The organism is Streptomyces sp. NPDC047072 (assembly GCF_040643855.1).
Classification (GTDB): domain Bacteria; phylum Actinomycetota; class Actinomycetes; order Streptomycetales; family Streptomycetaceae; genus Streptomyces.
Genome location: NZ_JBEYVC010000038.1, coordinates 43241 through 65008 on the forward strand (window position 1 = coordinate 43241; position 21768 = coordinate 65008).

19 protein-coding genes are annotated in these 21768 nt (G+C 70.2%); 10 read left to right on the plus strand and 9 right to left on the minus strand.

Translation table 11 applies throughout. The features are described 5' to 3' along the window. Positions 1–4 precede the first annotated feature (4 nt). Entirely contained in the window at positions 5–1348 is a 1344-nt protein-coding gene (locus ABZ896_RS18765; protein WP_360929665.1) for an extracellular solute-binding protein, read from the minus strand. A gap of 361 nt (positions 1349–1709) precedes the next feature. Between ABZ896_RS18765 and ABZ896_RS18770 the strand changes: the two genes are divergently transcribed. The 6 genes from ABZ896_RS18770 to ABZ896_RS18795 all read left to right on the plus strand — a co-directional run bounded on the left by ABZ896_RS18770 (position 1710) and on the right by ABZ896_RS18795 (position 10537). Then, positions 1710–3206 carry an alpha-L-arabinofuranosidase C-terminal domain-containing protein gene (locus ABZ896_RS18770; protein WP_360929668.1) on the plus strand — a complete coding sequence of 499 codons (1497 nt, stop codon included), beginning with the start codon at positions 1710–1712 and terminating at the stop codon, positions 3204–3206. A gap of 26 nt (positions 3207–3232) precedes the next feature. Next, positions 3233–4762 (plus strand): endo-polygalacturonase, encoded by a 1530-nt coding sequence (locus tag ABZ896_RS18775; RefSeq protein ID WP_360929671.1) that lies wholly within the window; start codon positions 3233–3235, stop codon positions 4760–4762. Between the two features lie 93 nt (positions 4763–4855). Then, positions 4856–6115, plus strand: coding sequence for an alginate lyase family protein (locus ABZ896_RS18780; RefSeq protein WP_360929674.1), 1260 nt, complete (start codon positions 4856–4858; stop codon positions 6113–6115). Positions 6116–6135: 20 nt separating this feature from the next. Then, positions 6136–8436, plus strand: coding sequence for an alpha-L-arabinofuranosidase C-terminal domain-containing protein (locus ABZ896_RS18785; RefSeq protein WP_360929676.1), 2301 nt, complete (start codon positions 6136–6138; stop codon positions 8434–8436). Between the two features lie 39 nt (positions 8437–8475). Beyond that, the gene (locus ABZ896_RS18790; protein WP_360929679.1) at positions 8476–9477 is read left to right on the plus strand and encodes a LacI family DNA-binding transcriptional regulator; all 1002 of its coding nucleotides are present in this window, start codon (positions 8476–8478) and stop codon (positions 9475–9477) included. A gap of 136 nt (positions 9478–9613) precedes the next feature. Beyond that, positions 9614–10537: a glycosyl hydrolase gene (locus ABZ896_RS18795; RefSeq protein ID WP_360929682.1), complete on the plus strand. Its 924-nt coding sequence runs from the start codon at positions 9614–9616 to the stop codon at positions 10535–10537. A 10-nt stretch (positions 10538–10547) separates the two neighbouring features. Here the strand turns inward: ABZ896_RS18795 and ABZ896_RS18800 are convergent, their stop codons facing one another. The 4 genes from ABZ896_RS18800 to ABZ896_RS18815 all read right to left on the minus strand — a co-directional run bounded on the left by ABZ896_RS18800 (position 10548) and on the right by ABZ896_RS18815 (position 15391). Further along, on the minus strand, positions 10548–11522 hold the full coding sequence (locus ABZ896_RS18800) for a formylglycine-generating enzyme family protein (RefSeq protein ID WP_360929685.1): 975 nt from the start codon (positions 11520–11522) through the stop codon (positions 10548–10550). 32 nt (positions 11523–11554) lie between these two features. Next, the gene (locus tag ABZ896_RS18805; RefSeq protein WP_360929687.1) at positions 11555–12895 is read right to left on the minus strand and encodes an MFS transporter; all 1341 of its coding nucleotides are present in this window, start codon (positions 12893–12895) and stop codon (positions 11555–11557) included. 124 nt (positions 12896–13019) lie between these two features. Beyond that, on the minus strand, positions 13020–14786 hold the full coding sequence (locus tag ABZ896_RS18810; RefSeq protein WP_360929690.1) for a sulfatase: 1767 nt from the start codon (positions 14784–14786) through the stop codon (positions 13020–13022). Then, entirely contained in the window at positions 14783–15391 is a 609-nt protein-coding gene (locus tag ABZ896_RS18815; RefSeq protein WP_360929692.1) for a PadR family transcriptional regulator, read from the minus strand. The genes ABZ896_RS18810 and ABZ896_RS18815 overlap by 4 nt, the downstream gene beginning before the upstream one ends. Positions 15392–15550: 159 nt before the next feature. Here ABZ896_RS18815 and ABZ896_RS18820 point away from each other — a divergent pair, with 159 nt between their 5' ends. Beyond that, entirely contained in the window at positions 15551–15985 is a 435-nt protein-coding gene (locus ABZ896_RS18820) for a glutaredoxin domain-containing protein (RefSeq protein ID WP_360929695.1), read from the plus strand. Between the two features lie 6 nt (positions 15986–15991). Here ABZ896_RS18820 and ABZ896_RS18825 read toward each other — a convergent pair whose 3' ends face one another. The 4 genes from ABZ896_RS18825 to ABZ896_RS18840 form a co-directional block, all read right to left on the minus strand. After that, entirely contained in the window at positions 15992–16174 is a 183-nt protein-coding gene (locus ABZ896_RS18825; protein ID WP_360929697.1) for a hypothetical protein, read from the minus strand. Further along, positions 16171–16344: a hypothetical protein gene (locus ABZ896_RS18830; protein ID WP_360929700.1), complete on the minus strand. Its 174-nt coding sequence runs from the start codon at positions 16342–16344 to the stop codon at positions 16171–16173. The genes ABZ896_RS18825 and ABZ896_RS18830 overlap by 4 nt, the downstream gene beginning before the upstream one ends. 245 nt (positions 16345–16589) lie before the next feature. Next, complete coding sequence (locus ABZ896_RS18835; RefSeq protein ID WP_360929703.1) at positions 16590–17873, minus strand: cytochrome P450; 1284 nt, start codon at positions 17871–17873, stop codon at positions 16590–16592. A gap of 16 nt (positions 17874–17889) precedes the next feature. Continuing rightward, complete coding sequence (locus ABZ896_RS18840) at positions 17890–19245, minus strand: glutamine synthetase family protein (RefSeq protein WP_360929706.1); 1356 nt, start codon at positions 19243–19245, stop codon at positions 17890–17892. A gap of 265 nt (positions 19246–19510) precedes the next feature. On the opposite strand from ABZ896_RS18840, the gene ABZ896_RS18845 reads away from it, so the two are divergent. The 3 genes from ABZ896_RS18845 to ABZ896_RS18855 are packed head-to-tail and all read left to right on the plus strand — an operon-like array spanning position 19511 to position 21725. Beyond that, positions 19511–19699: a ferredoxin gene (locus ABZ896_RS18845; RefSeq protein ID WP_360929709.1), complete on the plus strand. Its 189-nt coding sequence runs from the start codon at positions 19511–19513 to the stop codon at positions 19697–19699. A gap of 1 nt (position 19700) precedes the next feature. Next, the gene (locus tag ABZ896_RS18850) at positions 19701–20909 is read left to right on the plus strand and encodes an FAD/NAD(P)-binding oxidoreductase (protein WP_360929712.1); all 1209 of its coding nucleotides are present in this window, start codon (positions 19701–19703) and stop codon (positions 20907–20909) included. A 12-nt stretch (positions 20910–20921) separates the two neighbouring features. Continuing rightward, positions 20922–21725, plus strand: a complete 804-nt coding sequence (locus tag ABZ896_RS18855; protein ID WP_360929714.1) for an acetoacetate decarboxylase family protein — start codon at positions 20922–20924, stop codon at positions 21723–21725. Positions 21726–21768: the final 43 nt, after the last annotated feature.

The following is a 21768-nucleotide window of genomic DNA, read 5'->3' on the forward strand; positions in this document are numbered from 1 at the left end:
GTGCTCACCCCAGCAACTCCTTGCCCCGGGCCAGCTGTTCGTTCATCCGGGAGTTGAGGGTGTCGGCGAGCTTCCCCGCCTTGGTGCCGGACTTGACGGCGTCCGGCACCACCTTGCTGAGCACCGCGTTCAGCGCGTCCGTCTGCGCGTACGGGCTCACCGGCAGCACCGAGAAGTACGGCAGCTCCTTCTCCTGGACCGCGTAGGCCTGCTTCTGGAGCGCGGTCTTCACCGGCAGCTTCGCGCGCAGCGAGGTCAGCGACGGCATGCCCCAGCCGTAGTCCACCCGTGCCTTGGCGGGCGCGCCGGCGAAGTACCACTCGAAGAGCTTCCAGGCCGCCTCCTTGTTCTTGGCGTCCTTCGGCATCCAGAACCCGGTGCCGCCGAAACAGGGGCTGACGCGGTGGCTGCCCAGCTGCGGGGCGGGTGCGAACCGGGAGGCCGCGGAGAGCTTCGCGTCACCGGCGATGATCCCGCCGAACCAGTGGCCGTTGCAGCTCATCGCCATCCGGTTCGCCTGGTAGGTCGGACCGTCCCAGCCGTCCGGATTGGGGTTGACCAGGTTCGGGCCGATGTCGGCCTTCGTGTAGTCGAGGTACCACTGGAGCGCCCTGAGCGCCTCCGGCGAGGAGAAGTCGACACTGGCGAGGTCGTCGGCGAAGACACTGCCGCCGGCCGACGCGGTCATCCACATCAGCTGGGAGAACACGCCCATGCCGGTGGCGTTCAGGCCGTACACCTTCACCTTGCCGAGCCGGCGTTTCGTCAGCCGCTCACCGAGGTCCAGCCACTCGTCGCAGGACAACGGCTCGGTCTCGCTGGGGAGTTCGAGGCCGGCCTCCTCGAACATGTCCTTGCGGTACCAGAACATGGAGTCCTGGGAGTAGTCCTTGGCGATGCCGTAGCGGGGGCCCGCGCCCTGCTTCTTGCCGTCGTAGCGCCATACGTCGTTGGCGGGGGCGAGGTCGGAGGACTTGAGCACGTCGCTCTTGGCGAAGTACGGGTCCAGGTCGGTCATCAGGCCGCGCGCCGCGAAGTAGGGGGCGTCGGTCGCGCCGATGCCGCGGACCACGTCCGGCGGGGTCTTGCTCGCCAGCATCGCGTTGAGCTTGGTGACGTCATACGTCATGACCCGCAGGGTCACGTTCAGCGACTTCTCGATGCCCTTCCGGGTCTTCGCGTCCCACTCGTCCACCTGCCCCATGACGGTGAGCGTCTTCCCGCTGCTCGATCCGCCGCCGGAGTCGACGGAGGCGGCGCAGCCGGACAGCGCGGCGGCGGAGAGCGCGCCACCGGTGGCGACGAGGAAACGGCGCCGGTCCAGGGCACCTCTGGGGGAAACAGGCATGGCGGAGAGGCCTTTCGTGCGGTGTGGGTACAGAGCGTGCCGAGGTGCGGGGATGGCCCGCGAGGAAGGCACGAGGAGGAAGCGCTCAGGGGCACCGAGGGGTGCCGAGCGGTGATGGACCGGGTCTGCGGCCGTGCGGCGTCACGCCCCGAGACACCCACGACGAGGAACCGGTTGCAGAAAACTTCGGCGAACGTAGGGCTGGGGGACCGATGGTGTCAAGGGGCGGGAACCATGTCGAAAGTCGACGGAAACTCCTCTGGCGCAGACCTCTTGACGGCTTCCGCATCACGATGGCAACTTCGTTGTAACGCTACATTTGTATCGCTACAAGAAACCGGTTGCCCACAGGAGTACACCCGTGACCGACACCACCGCGGTGATCAACCTCGACCTAGAGGGCCCGACGATCAGCCGGCATCTCTACGGCCACTTCGCCGAGCATCTGGGCCGCTGTGTGTACGGCGGCTTCTGGGTCGGGGAGGACTCGCCGATCCCCAACGAGGGCGGCATCCGGCTCGACGTCGTCGAGGCCCTGCGCGCCCTGGACATCCCCAACCTGCGCTGGCCGGGCGGCTGTTTCGCCGACGAGTACCACTGGAAGGACGGCATCGGCCCGCGCGAGCAGCGCCCCCGGATGGTCAACACCCACTGGGGCAACGTCGAGGAGAACAACCACTTCGGCACCCACGAGTTCATGGCCCTGTGCGAACTGCTGGGCGCCGAGCCGTACATCAGCGGCAACGTCGGCTCCGGCACCGTCCAGGAGATGAGCGAGTGGGTCGAGTACCTCACCCGTGACGGCGACAGCCCCATGGTCCGTCTGCGCAAGGCCAACGGGCGCGACGAGCCGTGGAAGGTGAAGTACTGGGGCATCGGCAACGAGACCTGGGGCTGCGGCGGCAACATGCGCGCCGAGTACTCCGCCGACCTCGCCCGCCAGTACGCCACCTACTGCCGCGACCACGGCGACAACAAGCTCTACCGCATCGCCTCCGGCGCCTCGGACGCCGACTACAAGTGGACCGAGACGCTGATGCAGCAGATCAGCTGCTTCGGCTGCGAGGCCACCCCGAAGAACTTCTTCCAGGGCCTGTCCGTGCACTACTACACGATCGCCGGCCCCTGGGAGGCGAAGGGCAGCTCGACCGAGTTCGACACCGACGACTACTACCGGACGATGCTCCAGGCCCGCCGCATCGACCGCATCCTGACCGGCCACTCCACCGTCATGGACGTCTACGACCCCGGCCGCACGGTCGGCCTGGTCCTGGACGAGTGGGGCACCTGGTGGGACGTCGAGCCCGGGACCAACCCCGGGTTCCTGTTCCAGCAGAACACCCTGCGCGACGCCCTGGTCGCCTCCACCCACTTCGACATCTTCCACAAGCACGCGGCGCGGCTGCACATGGCCAACATCGCCCAGACCGTCAACGTCCTCCAGGCCATGATCCTCACCGACGGCGACGCGCTGGTCCTCACCCCGACCTACCACGTCTTCGAGATGAACAAGGGCCACCAGGACGCCACTTCGCTCGCCTTCCACCTGCGCGGCGGGGACGCGGAGCAGGAACTGCTGTCCGCGTCCGCGAGCGTCAAGGACGGGGCGGTGCTGATCTCCCTGTCCAACCTGCACGCCGAGGAGCCGGCCGAGCTGACCCTCGACCTGCGCGGCCGCGCTGTCGGTGAGCCGGTCGCCCGCATCCTCACGGCCGACCGGATCCAGGACCACAACACCCCCGGCACCCCGGAAGCGGTCGCCCCGCGCGCCTTCGACGACGTCAAGAGGACCGACCAGGGACTCCGACTGACGCTGCCGCCGCACTCGTTCGTCACCATCAGCGCCCCGCTGACCTGATCCGCCCGCCCGACAAGGAGCCGCACATGACCACCGAACTCACCCGCCGCAGAACCCTGCAGGCCGCCGGAGCCGCCGCCCTCGCCGCCGGCCTGACCTCCCTGACCACCACGGCGGCCCACGCCGACGACACGGCCGATGCCCCCGCGCCGCAGCTCGTCACCTACCCGATACCGGCCGGCGTCGGCACCCAGGCCAGCTTCAAGGTCCGGGTCCGCACCGCGCCCGACGGCGAGTGGCAGACCCTCACCTGCTACGCCCCCGGTGTGAAGGAGATCAACCCCACCACCGGCTCGGGCAAGGTCTGGGGCTCCTCGATGGTGTACTTCGACTTCTGCGGGACGGTCGAGATCGAGGTCACCTACCTCAAGGGCGGCACCACCAAGGCCCGGGTGCGCCCGGACTCGTACGGCATCACGCCCGAAGTCGGCGGCGACACCGTGGTGTTCACGCTCGACGAGCCGAAGGACGTCGTCGTCCAGATCAACGACGAGATCTTCGACTGTCTGCACGTCATCACCAACCGCGTGGAGAAGCACGCCCCTTCGGCCGACGACCCGGACGTCCTCTACTACGGCCCCGGCCTGCACTCCGTCCCCGGCAACATCCTCGCCGTCCCCAGCGGCAAGACCCTCTACCTCGCGGGCGGCGCGGTCCTCAAGGCCCGGGTCGACGCGATCGGCGTCGAGAACGTGACCGTCAAGGGCCACGGCGTGCTCCTCGCCCCGACCTCCACCGTCGGCGGTCTGCACATCGAGAACAGCAAGAACTGCCGGGTCCAGGACGTCATCTTCCTCGCCAGCGGCATCGGCTTCGGCCAGGCCGAGAACGTCCGCGTGAAGAAGACCCGCGTCTTCACCTGGGGCCAGTGGGGCGACGGCTACCCCATCTACTGCTCGAAGAACATCAGCTTCGACGGCGTCTTCGCCCGCACCTCCGACGACTGCTTCTCCATCTACGCCCACCGCGGCGACTTCTACGGCGACACCCGCAACCTCACCATCAGGAACAGCACGCTGTGGGCGGACGTGGCCCACCCCATCAACGTCGGCACGCACGGCAACAGCGACACCCCCGAGGCGATCGAGAACCTGCTCATCCAGAACGTCGACATCCTCGACCACCGCGAGCCCCAGATGAACTACCAGGGCTGCATCTCGCTCAACGCCGGCGACTCCAACCTGATCAAGAACGTGCGGGTGGAGGACGTGCGCGTCGAGGACTTCCGCTGGGGCCAACTCCTCAACTTCCGGGTCATGTTCAACGCGAAGTACAACACCTCGGCCGGCCGCGGCATCGAGGACGTGTACATCAAGAACCTCACCTACACGGGCACCCACGCCAACCCGTCGCTCTTCCTCGGCTACGACGCCGACCACGCCATCAAGAACGTCACCTTCGAGAACCTCGTGGTCAACGGCGTGGTCATCGCGGACACCATGCGCAAGCCGACCTGGTACTACACCACCGACACCGTGCAGTGGTACGCCAACGAGCACGTGATCAACATGAGGTTCCTGACCACCGCCCAGGCCGAGGCGGCCGCCGCGTCCTGACCCCGGCGCGGTCTCTGACTCCCCCCACACATCAAGTAAGAGCCGCCCCCGGACGGAGCCGCCCGGGGCCACTTGATCGGAGACAGAACTCCCATGAGCCGCAACCCCAACTCCCCCCACGCGTCAGGGAAGTTCCTGGCCGCGATGCCCAGCCGGCGCAACGTACTGCGTGGCGTCGGCGGGCTCGCCGTAGCAGGCGCGCTCGGCACCGGCACCGCCCGCCTCGCCGGTGCCGCGCCCACCGTCTGGAACCACCCCGGCGCCCTCCATCACCCCGGTGACATCAACCGCGCCCGGGTGAGAGTGGCCGCGGGCGTCGACCCGTGGCTGGCCGGGTGGAACCGCCTCACCGCCAACGCCCACTCCGCGTCCACCTGGACGGCCACGCCTCAGGCCACCGCCTACCGGGGCGCGGGGACCAACAACAACTACGTCTACCTGTTCAACGACATCGCCGCCGCGTACCAGAACACCCTGCGCTGGCTGATCAGCGGCGACACCGCCCACGCCGACTGTGCGGTGGCCATCTGCAACGCATGGTCGAGCACCCTGACCGCGATCGACGGCCCCACCGACGCCTGTCTGCTCGCCGGGCTCCAGGGCTGGCAGTTCGCCAACGTCGGCGAACTCCTGCGTGACCACCCGGACTTCGACCTGGCCGCCTTCCAGCAGATGATGGTGAACGTCTTCTACCCCTGGAACCACGGGTTCCTGACGTACCACAACAACACCTGCATCACGCATTACTGGGCCAACTGGGACCTGTGCAACCTGGCCTCCGTCCTGGCGATCTCCATCCTCTGCGAGGACGCCGACAAGTTCGACGAAGCCATCACGTACTACCGGAGCGGTGCCGGAAACGGCGCCGTCAAGAACGCCGTCCCCTTCCTGCACACCGACGACGACGGCTACGCGCTGGGCCAGTGGCAGGAGGCCGGCCGCGACCAGTCCCACAGCGTCATGGGCATCGGCCAGATGGCCGCCGTCTGCGAGATGGCCTGGAACCAGGGCGTCGACCTGTACGGCTACGACGACAACCGCTTCTTCAAGGGCGCCCAGTACGTCGCCAAGTACAACATCGGCCTGGACGTGCCCTTCACCACCTACAGCTGGGGCAGCGGCCACAACTGCGCCTACAACGAGCAGACCGTGATCAACGACTACGGTCGCGGCACCATCCGCCCGATCTGGGCGATGATCCACGCCCACTACAACCGCATCAAGCGCCTGGACGACAAGTACATCGCCGCCATGTGCGATCTCGTCGGTGTCGAGGGAGGCGGCGGCGACTACGGCGCCAACTCCGGCGGCTACGACCAGCTCGGCTTCGGCACCCTGATGTACACCAAGTAGCACAAGGAGAGTTGACGACCATGAGCGGATCCGGCCGCACGGCCGAGACGGTCACCGAGGCCGAGACGGTCATCGAGGTGGACACGAGTGCCCCCGGCACCCCCATCTCGCCCGACCTGTTCGGTGTGTTCTTCGAGGACCTCAACTACGCGGCGGACGGCGGCCTCTACGCCGAACTCGTGCAGAACAGGTCCTTCGAGTACACCGTCGCCGACCGGCCCGAGTGGCACGCCCTCACGGCGTGGGAGCTGCTGTCCCCGGCGGGCGCGGCCGGATCCCTCACGGTCTCCACCGACGACCCGCTGCACCCGGCCAACCCGGCGTACGCGGTCCTGCACCACGCCAGTCTGCGCAACGAGGGCTTCGACGGCATCCCCGTCCGGGCCGGGGCCTCGTACGACCTGAGCCTGTACGCCCGGCTGGCCGCCGGTCCGAGCGACCGCCTGACCGTCCGCATCGAGAGCGCGGACGGCCGACGCACCTACGGCGAGGCCGAGTTGGGTCCCCTCACCTCCTCCTGGCAGCGGCACGCAGCCCTGCTCACCAGCGCCGCCACCGACCCCGACGCCCGCCTCATCCTCACCACCTCCGGCACCGTCCACCTCGACCTGGTCTCCCTCTTCCCCCAGGACACCTTCCGCGGCCGCCCCGGCGGACTGCGCGCCGACCTCGCCCAGGCCATCGCCGACCTGAAGCCCAAGTTCGTCCGCTTTCCCGGCGGTTGCCTCGCCCACGGACAGGGGCTCGGCAACATGTACCGCTGGTCCGAGACCGTCGGACCGCTGCCCGGACGGCGTCAGCAGCCCAACATCTGGGGCTATCACCAGTCGATGGGGCTCGGCTACTACGAGTACTTCCAGTTCTGCGAGGACATCGGCGCCAAGCCGCTGCCGGTCGTCCCGGCCGGCGTCTGCTGCCAGAACAGCGCGGGAACCGGTCAAGTCGGCCTGCCCGACGAGGAGATGCCCGCCTACATCGCCGAGGTCCTGGCTCTCGTCGAGTGGGCCAACGGGCCCGCCGACTCCCGCTGGGGCGCCGTCCGCGCGGCCGCCGGACACCCCGAGCCCTTCGGCCTGGAGTACCTCGGCGTCGGCAACGAGGACACCATCACCGACACCTTCCGCGACCGGTTCGCCCGTATCCACGACGCTCTGCGCGGGCGGCACCCCGAGATCACCGTCGTCGGCACCCTCGGCCCGGCCACCTTCGGCGAGGACTGGGAGAAGGGCTGGGCGTTCGCCCGCGAACGGGACGTGCCGGTCGTGGACGAGCACGCCTACAAGTCGCCGCGCTGGCTGCTGGAGAACACCCGCCGCTTCGACGCCATGGACCGCGGCGGCCCGCACCTCTACATCGGTGAGTACGGCAGCTGGCGCAACAACGGCCGCAGCGCGATCGCCGAGGCGGCCTACATGAACGCCATGGAGCGCAACGGCGACGTCGTCCGGCTCGCCTCCTACGCGCCCCTCCTCGCGAAGCGCGACCACACCCAGTGGCTGCCCGACCTGATCTACTTCGACAACACCCACCTGTGGACCACGCTCAACTACCACGTCCAGCAGATGCATTCGGTCAACGCCGGGGACGCCGCCCTGCCGGTCACGGTCACCTCGGCGCCCCGGTTGTCCGAAGCCCCGCGGCGCGAGCACCACGAGATCCGCCTCGGCACCGGCCACGAGACCCGCGCCGACTTCACCGACCTGTGCGTCGACGGCGAGCCCGTGCCCGACGGCGAGCGGTGGGAGGGGCCCGGCGGAGCGTCGTACACCTTCTCCGTGCGCGCCCGGAAGACGGACGGCGTCGAGGGGTTCGTCCTCGACTTCACCGGCGGGGCGACCGACCGGAACTACCGGTGGCTGCTCGGCGGTTGGGAGAACCGGCAGACCTGGCTCCAGCGCGTGGACGACGAGGTGCCGGACGACCTCACCGACCGGCTGACCGGGGGAGTGGAGACCGGCCGCCGGTACGAGCTGCGGGTCGAGGTAGACGGGGAGCGGGTGCGCTGCTTCCGGGACGGCGAGCTGGTCCACGACGTCGAGGACGTCCGGCCCGAGCCCGAGGTCTTCGCCGTCTCGGCCGTCCGGGACAGCGCCGCCGGGGACGTGATCGTCAAGATCGCCAACGCCACGGCCGAACCGGTCCGGGCGCGCCTCGCGGGCGTACGGGGTGACCTCGACCGTACGACCCTCACCGTCGCCCCGGAGGCCACCAGCCGCTTCGAGCCCGCGCCCGCCGCACCCGTCCGGGACCTGCTGACGGGGACGGAGTGCGAGATCCCGGCGCACTCCTTCACCGTCCTGCGCACCCGGGGCGGGGAATAGCATGCCGGTGGGGTCAAGGACCGCAGACCAGGGGTGAGAGTGGCAACGATCCAGGACGTGGCGAAGGCGGCCGGCGTCTCACCGATGACCGTCTCCAACGTCATCAACGGCCATCCGAACGTGCGCGGGTCGACGCGCGAGAAGGTCCTCAAGGCGATGGACCGGCTCGACTACCGGGTCAACGTGGCCGCCCGCAACCTGCGCAAGGGCCGCACCGGGACCATCGGGCTCGCCGTCCCCGACGTGGACAGCGCCTACTACGGACGGCTCGCCGCCACCATCATCGCCGCGGCCGAGCGGCGGGACCTGCGGGTGAGCATCGAGCAGACCGCCTCCCGGGAGAACGAGCTGGACGCGCTCTCCCTCTCCCGCAACCGGCTCTACGACGGGCTCATCCTCAGCGCCGCGGGCATGGGCCAGGCCGACGCGGAACGGCTCCGGGTCGACCACCCGGTGGTCATCCTCGGCGACCGCATCTTCGGCGGGCCCGTGGACCACGTGGCGATGCCCAACTTCGAGGCCGCGCGGGCGGCGACCGGCCATCTGATCGAGCGCGGGTGCCGGCGCGTCGCCATCCTCTGCGGGGCCGTCGAGGAGGTGGACACCTCCAGTCTCCGCATCGCCGGTTACCGGCGGGCGCTGGAGGAGGCCGGCCTGCCCGCGGACCCCGCGCTGGTCCAGCTGGTGGAGGGGCTCGGCATGCCCGAGGGCGCCGGACGCGCCCGGGAGATGGTGCGCGCCGGGCTCGACTTCGACGGGGTGTTCTGCGTGACCGACGCCCTGGCCATGGGCGTACTGCGGGGGCTGGCCGACGTCGGCACCCGCGTGCCCGAGCAGGTGAAGGTGATCGGCTTCGACAACGTCACCGAGAGCGCCTACCTCATCCCCTCCCTGTCCACCGTCGACCCGGACCACGACGGCATGGCCGAACGCGCCGTCGACCTCCTGATCCGGCGCATCGAACAGACCGAGCCGCCGTCCCGGCACCAGGACGTCGTCGGCGACTTCTCGCTGGTGATCCGGGAGTCGACGGGCGGCTGACCGCCGTAAAGGACCAGTTGACCGCCGTAAGGGACCGGCTGACCGCCGTAAGGGACCGGCTGACCGCCGTAAGGGACCGGCTGACCGCCGTAAGGGACCGGCTGACCGCCGTAAGACATCGTTTGGAGCCTGCCGCGTGAACGCGCCCCTCTTCCGCGACCCCGTGTACGACGGGGCCGCCGACCCCGTCGCCGTCTGGAACCACCAGGCCGGCGAGTGGTGGCTCGTCTACACCAACCGGCGTACGACGGCCCCCGGCCCCGGTGTCGCCTGGGTGCACGGCACCGACCTGGGCGTGGCCTTGTCCGGGGACGGCGGCCGGAGCTGGACCTACCGGGGCACCCTCACCGGACTGGAGACCGAGTGGGGCCGGAACACATTCTGGGCGCCGGAGATCATCACGCATGAGGGGCTGCACCACATGTACGTCAGCCACATCCCCGGCGTACCGGACTCCTGGAGCGGCCCCGCCCGCATCCGCCACTACACCAGCCCGGACCTGCTCTCCTGGACCCACCACGGCACCCTGGACCTCGATTCGGAGCGGGTCATCGACGCATGTGTGTTCCCGCTACCTGGCGGGGGCTGGCGTATGTGGTTCAAGGACGAGCAGCGCGGCTCCCTCACCTATGCGGCCGACAGCCCCGACCTGTACGCATGGCGGACCATTGGACGGGCGGTCGGCCACCGCCCGCACGAGGGCCCCAATGTCTTCGCCCTCGGCGGCCACTACTGGATGCTCGTCGACGAGTGGCGCGGTCAGGGAGTCCTGCGCTCCGACGACCTGACCACCTGGGAGCACCAGGGGCTCATCCTCGACAAGCCCGGCAGCCGCCCCGACGACGGGGTGATCGGGCAGCACGCCGACGTGGTGGTGCAGGGCGACACGGCGTACGTCTTCTACTTCACCCACCCCGGCCGCACCGACACCGAGGACGACGGCACCCACGCCACCCGCCGCTCCTCCCTCCAGGTCGCGGCCGCCCGGGTCGTCGACGGACGGCTGCACTGCGACCGGGACGAGCCGTTCGTCCTCCAACTGGCCCCCGGGGAGCGGTGATCCGCCGTCGTCAGCCCGTCGCGTCCTGGGCGCACCGGAAGCCCGCGTGCCCGCTGGAGCTGTCCGGGGTGTTGGCGCTGCGGGCAGCCACCCGGTAGCGGTTGCAGTAGGAGGCGTGGCACATGTGGGAGCCGCCCCGGATGACCCGGTCGGTGCCGGTCGGGGGACCGGCCGGGTTGGTCGTCGTACGGCGCCCGTGGTCCGTGGACCACCAGTCGGCGCACCACTCCCACACGTTGCCCGACATGTTGTAGAGGCCGTACCCGTTGGGCTCGAAGGCGTCCACGGGGGCGGTGCCGCGGTGGCCGTCGGCGGCGGTGTTCTTCGTCGGGAACGTGCCACGGAAGATGTTGCAGCGGAACGTGCCGCCGGGGTCGAGGTCGTCGCCCCACGGATAGCGCCGCTGCTCCAGCCCGCCGCGGGCCGCGTACTCCCACTCCGCCTCGGTCTGTAGCCGCTTGCCCGCCCAGCGGGCGTACGCGGCCGCGTCGTGCCAGGAGACATGGACCACCGGATGGTCCCCCCGCTCCGCCACCGAACTCCCGGGTCCCTCCGGGCTGTTCCAGGCGGCCCCCGCCATCCCGCACCACCAGGGCGTGCGCTCGGGGCGCGGGGCACCGCGCCGCAGCGCGCCGGGCAGGAAGGCGGCGAAGACGTACGACCATCCCAGGCGCTCGGCGTCCGTGACGTACCCGGTGTCCTCGACGAACGCGCCGTACTGGTCGTTGCTCACGGCGCAGACGTCGATCCGGAACGGGTCGAGCCGCACCCGGCGCACCGGGCCCTCGCCGTCCGCGGCGAAGCCCTCACTGTCCTCGGCGCCCATCAGGAACTCACCGCCGGCCAGGAGCACCGATCCGTCGCTCCCGCGCCCGGACCCGGTTCGCGGGGCGGAACCGGTCGGCACCCTCCGCGGAGGCGGACCGGCCGTCCCGCCGGTGGACGGCATGCAGCAGGCGGACGGCGGGACAGGCTCGTCGGACATGTCCGGTGGGCTCCTTCGTGGGCTCTTCGCGGTCAGGACAGGGCCTGGGCCCGTCGGTGGTCCAGTTCGCGCTGGGCGCGCTCGACGTCCGGACCGTAGGTGCGGTACATCAGCGTCAGGAACAGCGCGTTGACCACCATCAGGACGACCAGCACCCACAGGAAGGTCGTCCGCAGCCCGACGGCCTCCCCAAGGTAACCGGCGCCCAGTCCGAAGATCGCCCAGGCGATCGCCTCGAAGACCGAGACGTAGAGGGTGAAGGCGGGGGCGCGCAGCTCCGGCGGGACCACCGCCATCAGCATCGGCCGGTTGACACCGGGGTTCACGCCCTGGGCCAGGCCCATGAGCCCGAAGAAGAGCGCGTACGCGCCGATCACACCGTACGAGAACTGGGTGCCGAGGAACGCCACGGCGGCGAAGGCCAGTTGGGCCGCCTGGAGGACCGCGGGCAGGCCGTGGCGGGGGCTGCGCCGGGCCGCCCAGTCGGCGACCAGACCGCCCAGCAGGGTGCCGGCGAAGTAGCCGATGCCGTACGGCATGAGGACGACGGTCGCCTTCTGGGTGCTGAAGCCGTACACGTCGACGAGGAAGACGACGGCGAACGACGCCACCAGCAGATGCCCCGACAGCAGCCGCGAGACCAGCAGGACCACAAGGCTGCGGATTCGCAGCAGGGCCGTCAGCTGCGCACAGGTGACCCGGGACAGGCCGGCGCGGGCCACCGCGCCGAGGTCGGCCAGCTGCGGTTCGGACGCCCCGCGGCCGGGGTCGCGCAGGGTGCGCCACAGCACCAGGCCGAACAGGACGTTGAAGACGCCGATGTCCCACAGGCCCAAGCGCCAGCCGTCCCGTACGCCCGCGAGCTGGCCGATCAGCGGGCCCAGCAGGGAGGTCGACAGGGCGATGACCCCGTAGAGCATGCCGACCGCGCGGCCCCGGGACGGGCCGTCGAACAGGTCGCCGACGAGGGCGTTGACCAGGGGCGGGGCGCCGGCGTACCCGGCGGCGAGGATCGTCGCGCAGACCAGGAACTGGGTGAAGTTCTGGGCGAAGCCCGCGGCGATGCCCCACACGCCCCACAGGCCGGTGCAGACCACCAGGACACCCTTGCGGGACCAGCGCTGTGCGGCCCACACCCACAGCGGGGCGCTGAACACGCCGACCAGCTTGCCCGCCGCGGTGAGGACGCCCAGGGCGCCGAGGGAGAGCCCGAGCGCCTGCCGGATCACCGGGAACAGGCCCGAAACGACCCCGGACTCGGTGTTGTCGACCATCATGGTGCCGCCCAGCAGGCCCAGCTGCCGCCAGCGGCCGGGCACCTTCGCCGCGGCCTTCCCGGCGGTTCTGGTCGGATCCTCTATAAGCTCGGGCATGACGCCGCCCCTTTCTTCGCATCGTTTCTTCGCGGGAGCCGTGCAGGGTGGGGATGGTGTGGGCCGGTGACGGGGCGGCCACCCCGTCACCGGCATTGGCCTCGGCCTTGGTGGGCCGTACGGCTCAGAGTTCGGCGAGTTCCTCGGCGACCGTCCGCAGCGCGGTGACCGGGACCTGTCCGCGGGCCAGGCCCGCCACGTCGATCAGCGAGGTGCCGCTCAGGAGCTGGAGGAGCTCCGAGTCGAGCAGGCCCGGCAGATGGCGGCGCAGCACCTCGCCGGCCGCCGGGTCGTCGATCAGGGTCCGCAGCGGGGTGCGCACCGACAGCCGTCCCTCGGGGAGTTCCTCGGGACGCGGCAGGGGTTCGGCCGCCTCGGCGGCCAGGTCGCGCTGGGCGCGGACCAGCAGATGGGCGGCGGTCACCGGGCCCTCGGCGGGGAGCCCCAGGCGCTCGAACTGGCTCCGGGGAGCGTCGGCCGCCCGCATCGCCGCCGCCAGCAGTCCCGCCATGCGCAGTTCGGCCTCGTCGTCCACCAACGGCGCTTCCTGGGTGGGGTCGTTGGCCAGGTCGAAGAGCAACGTGCCGTGCAGATAGGGGTTGATGAAGCTGCGGCCGCGTGTGCGCAGCGTCGGCACGCCCTTGGTGAAGGTGAACGGCTCGGCCAGTTCCACGTCCACGAGTTCGGCCGGGGTGAAGCGGCCGCGCATATGGGTGGGCATCAACGTGTGCTCGTACAAAGGGGAGTTGTCGACGGAGACCGGGGCGCGCATGTAGACGTACCGGCCGTCGGTGACGTTGACATGGCCGCCGTGGATCCCGAACAGGCCCGCCTCGCGCACCGGTTCACCCGTGGCGACGGGCAGCGGGACGCCCTGCATGTCGGCGGGCCGGTCCACGCCGAAGAACTCCAGAAGGGTGGGGGCCAGGTCGACGGTCTGCACGAGCGCGTCCCGGCGCTCGCCCGCGGCCCCGGGATGCCGCGGATCCCAGACGAAGAGCGGCAGATGGACCAGCTCGTTGTACCAGGGCTGGACCGACTTGGCCCACCAGCCCTTCTCACCGAGCAGGAAGCCGTGGTCGGTGTTGACGATCAGCAGGGTGTCGTCCCACAGGTCCAGCTCGTCCATGGCGTCCAGGACCCGGCCCAGGGAGTGGTCGCACATCGACAGCAGCGCCGCGTACTCGTAACGGGCGTGCGCCACCTGGTCGTCGGTCTCCGTCACGCGCTTGTAGTCGGGCCAGTCGAAGTGCGGGCCGTCGTAGTCGTGCGGGTACAGGTCCTTGTAGTGCTGGTGGGAGAAGAACGGCTCGTGCGGGTCGAAGGTCTCGATCTGGACGAACCAGCGGTCCGCATCCCTGTTGGTGCGCACGAACTCCAGACCGGCGTCGAAGGTCAGCGTCTGCGGGTGCTTCGCCTCGGTGTCCAGGTACTGGCGGTTGACCCAGTCCTGCCGGTACAGCGGGGGCCGCACCTTCTTGACGTCCTCGGGGACGACCGGGTCGGCGACCTGGCCCTTCCAAGGGTCGCCCTCCTGCCCGCGGAAGAACTCCCAGGTGGAGTACCGGCCGTGGTAGGTGGCGCCGCCGTCCTCCCAGTAGTGCGGGTGGTCGCTGGCCAGGTGGGTGTGCACGCCGTGCTGCTTGAGCAGTTCTGGCATCGAGTCGTCGAACGGCTCCAGCGGGCCCCAGCTGCGGTGCAGGAAGTTGTGGCGGCCGGTGTGGATCTCCCGGCGGGCCGGCATACAGGGCAGCGAACCGGCGTACGCGCTGTCGAAGACGGCCGTGCGCTCGGCGAGCCGGGCGAAGTTCGGGGCGTGGGTCCAGTCACCTCCGTAGGGCGGCAGCATATGGCGGTTGAGGCTGTCGAACATCACCATGATCGCCTTCACCGGGCGGTCCCCTCCTTCTGCTCGGCCTGCTCGGTCTGTCCTTCGTCTTCGGCGTCGTCCAGTCGGTGCAGCATCCGTTCCAGCCACGCCACCCAGGTGTCGACGGCGGCCGCGCCGTAGTGGTGGAGTTCGTCGGCGATCTCGCGGGCCAGCTCCTGGTCCAGTTCGGGGATCGGGTCCACGAAGCGGAGCGAGCGGTCGCGATGGCGGTTGCGGGCGATCTGGGCGTACCGGTAGTCCAGTTCGGTGCGGATCAGACGGACCGCGGCCCGGCGGTCGAGCGGGACGGCGAAGGAGAACCGCGTCACGAAGTCCGGGTCCTGGAACCGGCTCGGCGGGTCGTAGGGGGAGCGCACCCACTCCAGCAGGGCGTCGTGCCCGAGCGGGGTCAGCCGGTACACCTTGGCGTCCGGGCGCTTCTCGCGCGGATCGACCTCGAACTCGATCCAGCCGTCGCTCTCCATGCGCCCGAGCAGCCGGTAGATCTGGCTGTGGTGCATCCGGGAGCGCAGGAACTGCCCTTCCTTCTCCACCCACTTGCCCAGGTCGAACCCGCTCAGCGGGCACCGGGCGAGCACGGCGAGCAGCACGAACTCGAACTTCACTACTCCGGCCTCCTCCCTATGTGCAGATGCACCTATGTGCTTTGTGTTGTAGGGCAGGAGGAGGGGGCGGTCAATGGGAACGGGCGGTACTTATTGCGGCGTTCACAACTCGGCCGGGCGGTCGAGGCGCGCTTCGGCGGGCCGATAGCCTGCTGCGTCATGACACGCGCCTGGAAACTGCCCGCCCTGCTTCTGTTCTGCGGCTCGGCTCTCGCCACCGGGCTCGCTCTCAGGGGGAGTTACGGCATGGCGGCCCTGCTTCTGCCGCTGTTCGCCCTGGTCGCGGCCGCGCACTCGCCGCTGGTCTTCGCACGGTCGATCGGCGCGGCGGAGGCTCGGGAGCGCAGCGCGGTCGACGGCCGGCCGGTCGTCTTCTGGCGGCCGGGATGCCAGTACTGTCTGCGTCTGCGCCTCCGGCTGGGCCGCGGGGCCCGCCGAGCGCACTGGGTCGACATCTGGCGTGATCCGGCGGGGGCGGCGCAGGTGCGGGCGGTCAACGACGGCAACGAGACCGTGCCGACGGTGGTCGTCGCGGGACAGGCCCACACCAATCCCGATCCGGCGTGGGTGCGGGGGCAGTTGCCCTCGCGGTGAGTCCCGTCAGACCACCGGGGGACTGGTCACCTCCAGCTCGAGTACGGCGGTCTCCGGCTCGTAGCGGGGCGCGTACCCGAGGAAGGTCCTGGCCTTCTCGATGGTGAGGCAGTGGCTGCGGTGCAGGCGCTCCCAGCCCGCCTCGGCGTGCTCCGGGGACGTGGTGCGGCGGAACCCCGCCCAGGTCACGGCTCCAGCGACGCGGCCCGCCCGAACCAGCCGGCCGCCGCGTGGGCGTAACCCCGGACGGTCAGCGCGGTCGGCGCGACGACGTTGAAGTCCTCGCCCGCCGCCAAGTCCCGGCGATCCATGGCCCGTTCGAAGGCATGGGCGACGTCGTCGGCGTGCACATGGTGCATCGACTCCACCCCGCTGCCCGGGATCCGCAGCGGCCGCCCGGCGGACAGCGTGGCCCGGACGACCGGGTCGAGGTTGCGCAGTGCAGCAGGTGGTCGACCTCGCCGCGGAGGCGTTCGACCAGCGTGGTCGCTGACTCCAGGGTGAAGCGGACGAGGTCGACGACGACGTCGGGGCGCAGCGAGGCCACCCGGTCGCCGAGGGTGCCCTCGCCGTCCTCCCGCTCCCGGTGTCCTGCTCAGGGCCCTCAGGAGAGTGTGACCTCGACCGGCAGTTTCTTGATGCCGTTGACGAAGTTCGAGCGGACCCGGGGGACTTCGCCGGTGAGGCGGATGTCGGCGATCCGCGGGAGCAGCTCCTCGAACATGATCCGGATCTCGGTGCGGGCCAGCAGGTTGCCCAGGCACAGGTGCGGGCTGCCCTTGCCGAAGGTGACATGGTCGTTGTGTTCCCGGGTGACGTCGAAGTCGTACGGGTTGCCGAAGACCTCCTCGTCCCGGTTGCCGGAGGCGTACCACATGACGACCTTGTCGCCCTCCCTGATCCGCTTGCCGCCCAGCTCCACGTCCCGGGTCGCGGTACGGCGGAAGTGGTAGATCGGGGAGGCCCAGCGCAGGAACTCCTCGACGGCGACCGGGATCAGGGACGGGTCGTCCTTCAACCGGGCGAGCTGCTCGGGGTGTTGGAGCAGGGCCAGCATGGAGTGCGTGATGGTGTGCCGGGTCGTCTCGTTGCCGGCCACGACGAGGAGCAGGAAGTAGTTGTCGAAGTCCTGCGCTGACAGCGGGACTCCGTCGCGCGGTACCGTGTTGACCAGCTTGGAGACCAGGTCGGTACCCTCACCGCCGCGCCGCTGCCGGGCCAACTCCCTCCCGTACGCGAAGACTTCGAGCGAGGCGGGCGAACGGAACGGCAGATCGCGGTACTTCTCGCTCTCGGTGCTCTCCAGCAGGACGTCCGCGTAGTCCGGGTCGGTGTTGCCGATGATCCGGTTGCCCCAGTCGATGAGCTGCTGGTTGTCCTCCGGCGGCACGTCCAGGAGACGGGCCAGGACGTTGATCGGGAAGTCGGCCGAGACCTCCTTGACGAAGTCGAAGCTGCCCTTGGCCAGCGCCGAGTCGAGGGTGCTCGCGGTCAGCCCGCGCAGGAAGTCGGCGTAGCTGTTGATGACACTCGCCCCGAACTGCCGCTGGAGCAGACTGCGCAGGGCGCGGTGCCGGACGCCGTCCAGCTCCAGGATGGAGGCGCGCTTCTTGATCTGGTCGTCGTCGACCTCCTCCAGATTGACGAACCTGGTGGAGGTGAAGGTCTCCGCGTCCCGGTCGACGGTGGCGATGTCGGCATGCCGGGTCACCGCCCAGAAGCCGGAGTTGGGCGCCTGTTCGGGCTGCCAGTGCACCGGGTCCTCGTGGCGCAGGGTGTGGAACATCCGCCAAGGGGTCACGCCGTCGGTGAAGTTGCCGAGGTCGGCGAGGTTCACGTCCGCGAGGGGCAGCGGCTCGGTGGTGGCGGGGGTCAGGATCTCGGTCATCGAAGGTTCCTCGGTGTCACAGGTGGTAGGCGTACTCGGTGAACTCCCAGTCGGTGACATGCCGCCCGAAGCGCTCGACCTCGTCCCGCTTGTAGGTGAGGAAGGAGGCGGTGAAGTCCTTGCCGAGCAGGTCGGTCAGGGCGGTGTCCGCCTCCAGCGCGTCCAGCGCGGCCGCGAGGCTCGTCGGCAGGACGGCGGAGCGGGCGGTGTCGTAGCCGTAGCCCTCCAGGGGCGCCGCGGGTTCCTCGCCGGCCCTCACACCGAGCAGGGCGGCGGCGACCGTGCCGGCGATCAGCAGGTACGGGTTGGCGCTGGCGTCCCCGAGCCGCAGTTCGAGCCGGGCGCCCGAACCGCGCTCCGGCGGGACGCGGACCATCGCACTGCGGTTGTCCAGCCCCCAGTCGACCAGCCAGGGCGCGAGGGTGTCCGGGCCGAAGCGTTTGTACGAGTTGACGGTCGGGTTGGCCAGCGCCGCGAGCGCCGGCGCGTGGGCGAGGATGCCGGCGAGGGCGTGCCGGGCGGTGGCCGACAGGCCGTGGCCGCCGGCGGGATCGTCGAAGGCGTTGCCGCCGTCGTCACCGAGGCAGGAGAAGTGCAGATGGAAGCCCGATCCGCCCGCGTCCCCGAACGGCTTGGCCATGAAGGTGGCGAGGTTGCCCTCCTGGCGGGCCAGTTCCTTGACGGCGGCCTTGAAGCGGAAGGCACGGTCGGCGGCGTCGAGGGCCTCGGAGTGCGTCAGGTTGATCTCGTACTGGCCGCCGTCGAACTCGTGGTTGCCGGTCACCACCCCGAGGCCCAGGTCCCGCAGTGAGCGCAGGGTGCGCAACAGGTGGTTGCCGGGGTCGGCGCGCAGGCCCGCGGTGTAGACGGCGCCGAGGGTCTCCGGCGAGCGGCGCCAGCCGGTGGACGTGCCGGGGGCGGGTTCCAGCAGGAAGTACTCCAGCTCGGGGCCGACGACCGGACGCAGGCCCTCCTCCGCGCAGCGGGCCAGCACCGTGCGCAGCAGGTCGCGCGGCGACTCGGCGGTCGGACCGCCGGTCGCGGGGTCGGTGACCTCGCCGAGACAGGCGGCGACCCCGGGCTCCCAGGGCAGCGTCATCAGCGTGCCGAGGTCCGGTCGTACGGCGATGTCGGGCAGCCCCGCGTCCAGACCGCCGCTGACCGGCACCACATCGCCCTGCGGGCTGGTGTGGTAGACGGCCTTGCAAAAGGCCAGACCGTGCGCGACGGCCGCGGGCAGATGGTCGAGCAGGACGTCGCGGGCGCGGTCGGTGCCGATCAGGTCGGGATACACGACGCGGACCACGTCGACGCCCTCGGCGGTGAGCCGTTCCATGTGCCGGCGGACGTCTGGGGTGTCGGATGCGCTCACCGGGGTCTCCTTGGACGGACGACGGATGGGGGTGAGGTAAGTCGTTTGAACCCGAACGGTATGGAGGGGAGCCCCGACTCGCAAGGGGGTGGTCCAAAAAATTTATCCACCTGGACAGGTATTGACCAGGGTCGGACGGCTTCCTATGTTGTTTGAAGCCAAACGAGTTGGGGGTGCGGTTCTCCGCACCCCTTTGGCCCCCGGGGCCCGGCCGTACCAGGGCCGGGCCCCTCCGCTCCGACGCCCGCACCCTCAGGAGGCACGCATGAAGGTCGTCGTCGACATGAACAAGTGCCAGGACCACGGCCAGTGCGTCTTCGCGGCCCCCGACGTCTTCTCCATGGGCGACGACGGCCACCTGCTGTACGTCGCCGACCCGGACGAGGCCCTGCGCGACGAGGTCGAGGAAGCCGCCGACGTCTGTCCGCTCCAGGCCATCCGGATCGAGGACTGACATGAGCGGCCGCATCGTCATCGCCGGCGCCTCCCTGGGCGGCCTGCGCGCCGCCGAGCAACTGCGCGCGGCCGGCTGGACGGGCGCCGTCACGGTCGTCGGCGACGAGCCCCGCATGCCGTACAACCGCCCGCCCCTCTCCAAGGAGGTACTGGCCGGGAAGGCGCCCTTCGCCTCGCTCGCCTTCACCCTCAAGGCCTCCGCCGCCGACGTCGAATGGCGCCTCGGCGTCAAGGCCGTCTCCGCCCGGCTCGACGAGCGGACCGTCACGCTCGACGACGGCTCGTCACTGTCGTACGACGGTCTCGTCATCGCCACCGGGATGCGCCCCCGGCGCCTGCGCTGCCCCGGGCCGCTCGCCGGTCGGCACACGGTCCGGACCCTCGCGGACGCGCAGTCGCTGCGGGACGAACTGATCAGGCCCGGCGTCCGGGTGGTCGTGGTCGGCGCCGGCTTCATCGGCTGTGAGGTCGCCGCCACGGCGGTCGGGCTCGGGGTCCGTAACGTCACCGTCGTCGATCCGCTGCCGTTGCCCATGGTGGGACCACTCGGTGACCTGCTCGGCCGAGCCCTGCTGAAGCGGCACGAGGAGCGGGGCGTGCGGTTCGCGCTGGGCACGGGCGTCGCCGGGTTCGCCGGGGACGCGCGGGTCACCGGGGTCGTCCTCGGTGACGGCACCGTGCTGCCCGCCGACGTCGTCGTCGAGTCGGTCGGGTCGGTCGCCAACGTCGAGTGGCTGGACGGCAACGGGCTCGATCTGTCCGACGGGGTGCTGACGGATGGGCAGTTGCGGGTCGGAGGCCGTCCCGACGTCGTCGCGGTCGGCGATGTCGCCCGCTTTCCCAACGCCCGTTACGACTCTGTCGCGCGGCGGGTCGAGCACTGGTCGATGCCGACGGACACGGCCAAGCATGCGGCGCGGGTGCTGGTCGCCGAACTGAGCGGTGCCGGGGGTGAGTTGGACCCCTTCGCGCCCTTGCCCACGTTCTGGAGCGACCAGCACGAGTTCCGGGTGCAGTCGTTCGGGGCGCCCGCTCTCGGGCTCGACGACGTGCGGGTTCTGGACGTCGATCCCGAGGGTGACGTCCTCGTGGGGTACCACGCCCGGGGGCTGCTCGTCGGGGTCGTGGCGCTCGGTGGAGCCGCCGCCGCGCGGGGCGCCGCCCGGTATCGCGGCCAGTTGTTGAAGCAGCCCGCTCTCTCTGTCTAAGGAACTCCCGCCATGTCCACTGTTCGTGGTTACTTCCCTCCCAGGACGGCGACCGGTGCGTCGTCGCTGATACCTGCGCCGCCGTGGCGGTATTCGGGGGATCTGCTCACCGTCGAGTACCGCACGGATCCCTCGCGGGTGCGTGAACTGCTGCCTGCGCCCTTGGAGTTGGCCGACGAGGATCCCGGTGCGGTTGCCTTGATCTGGGCCGACTGGCAGTCGTGCTCGGGGTCGGGGTCGGAGTTGCTGGATCCGGTGCGGGCTCAGTACAAGGAGGCGTTCGCCGTCGTTCGGTGCAAGTACCGGGGGCGGACGTATTCGCGGTGCGTCTTCATCTGGGTCGACAAGGACTTCGCGATCGCTCGTGGGTGGCATCAGGGGTATCCGAAGAAGCTCGGGTCGATTCATCAGACGCGGCCGCATCCCTTCGGGCCCGCTCCGCGGATCTCGGCCGGGGCTCGTTTTGGGGCGACGCTTGCGGCGGCCGACCGGCGGTTGGCGCAGGTTGTGGTCACGCTGCGGGAGCCGGCGGAGAGCAATGGGTTTGTGAATGGGCATCCCATGGCTCATCACCGGTGGCTGCCGTCCATTGAGAAGGGGAAGGGGCTGGCGCTGGATGAGCTGATCTCGTCGGGGGCGGCGTCCTTCGAGGGTGGCCAACCGTGGGTCGGGGATGCCGAGTTGGAGCTTTTTGAGGCGCCGACTGAGGAGTTGGCTCGGTTGGAGATTCGTGAACCGATCGCCGCGTATTACCGGCAGGTCGGGGTGGTTTGGGACGGCGGGGAGTTGCTGGAGTCCGGGGGGACTGGCGAATGAGGTCGTCGTTCGTGTGCGGGTTGTTCGTGGCTGGTCGCGCAGT

What these genes read in the sequence shown, in the direction of transcription:
- ABZ896_RS18845 (WP_360929709.1), top strand. Translation starts at nt 19,511, where the DNA reads ATGAAGGTCGTCGTCGACATGAACAAGTGCCAGGACCACGGCCAGTGC.
- ABZ896_RS18805 (WP_360929687.1), bottom strand. Translation starts at nt 12,895, where the DNA reads ATGCCCGAGCTTATAGAGGATCCGACCAGAACCGCCGGGAAGGCCGCG.
- ABZ896_RS18765 (WP_360929665.1), bottom strand. Translation starts at nt 1,348, where the DNA reads ATGCCTGTTTCCCCCAGAGGTGCCCTGGACCGGCGCCGTTTCCTCGTC.
- ABZ896_RS18785 (WP_360929676.1), top strand. Translation starts at nt 6,136, where the DNA reads ATGAGCGGATCCGGCCGCACGGCCGAGACGGTCACCGAGGCCGAGACG.
- ABZ896_RS18830 (WP_360929700.1), bottom strand. Translation starts at nt 16,344, where the DNA reads ATGCACCATGTGCACGCCGACGACGTCGCCCATGCCTTCGAACGGGCC.
- ABZ896_RS18855 (WP_360929714.1), top strand. Translation starts at nt 20,922, where the DNA reads ATGTCCACTGTTCGTGGTTACTTCCCTCCCAGGACGGCGACCGGTGCG.
- ABZ896_RS18775 (WP_360929671.1), top strand. Translation starts at nt 3,233, where the DNA reads ATGACCACCGAACTCACCCGCCGCAGAACCCTGCAGGCCGCCGGAGCC.
- ABZ896_RS18820 (WP_360929695.1), top strand. Translation starts at nt 15,551, where the DNA reads ATGACACGCGCCTGGAAACTGCCCGCCCTGCTTCTGTTCTGCGGCTCG.
- ABZ896_RS18780 (WP_360929674.1), top strand. Translation starts at nt 4,856, where the DNA reads ATGAGCCGCAACCCCAACTCCCCCCACGCGTCAGGGAAGTTCCTGGCC.
- ABZ896_RS18835 (WP_360929703.1), bottom strand. Translation starts at nt 17,873, where the DNA reads ATGACCGAGATCCTGACCCCCGCCACCACCGAGCCGCTGCCCCTCGCG.
- ABZ896_RS18800 (WP_360929685.1), bottom strand. Translation starts at nt 11,522, where the DNA reads ATGTCCGACGAGCCTGTCCCGCCGTCCGCCTGCTGCATGCCGTCCACC.
- ABZ896_RS18850 (WP_360929712.1), top strand. Translation starts at nt 19,701, where the DNA reads ATGAGCGGCCGCATCGTCATCGCCGGCGCCTCCCTGGGCGGCCTGCGC.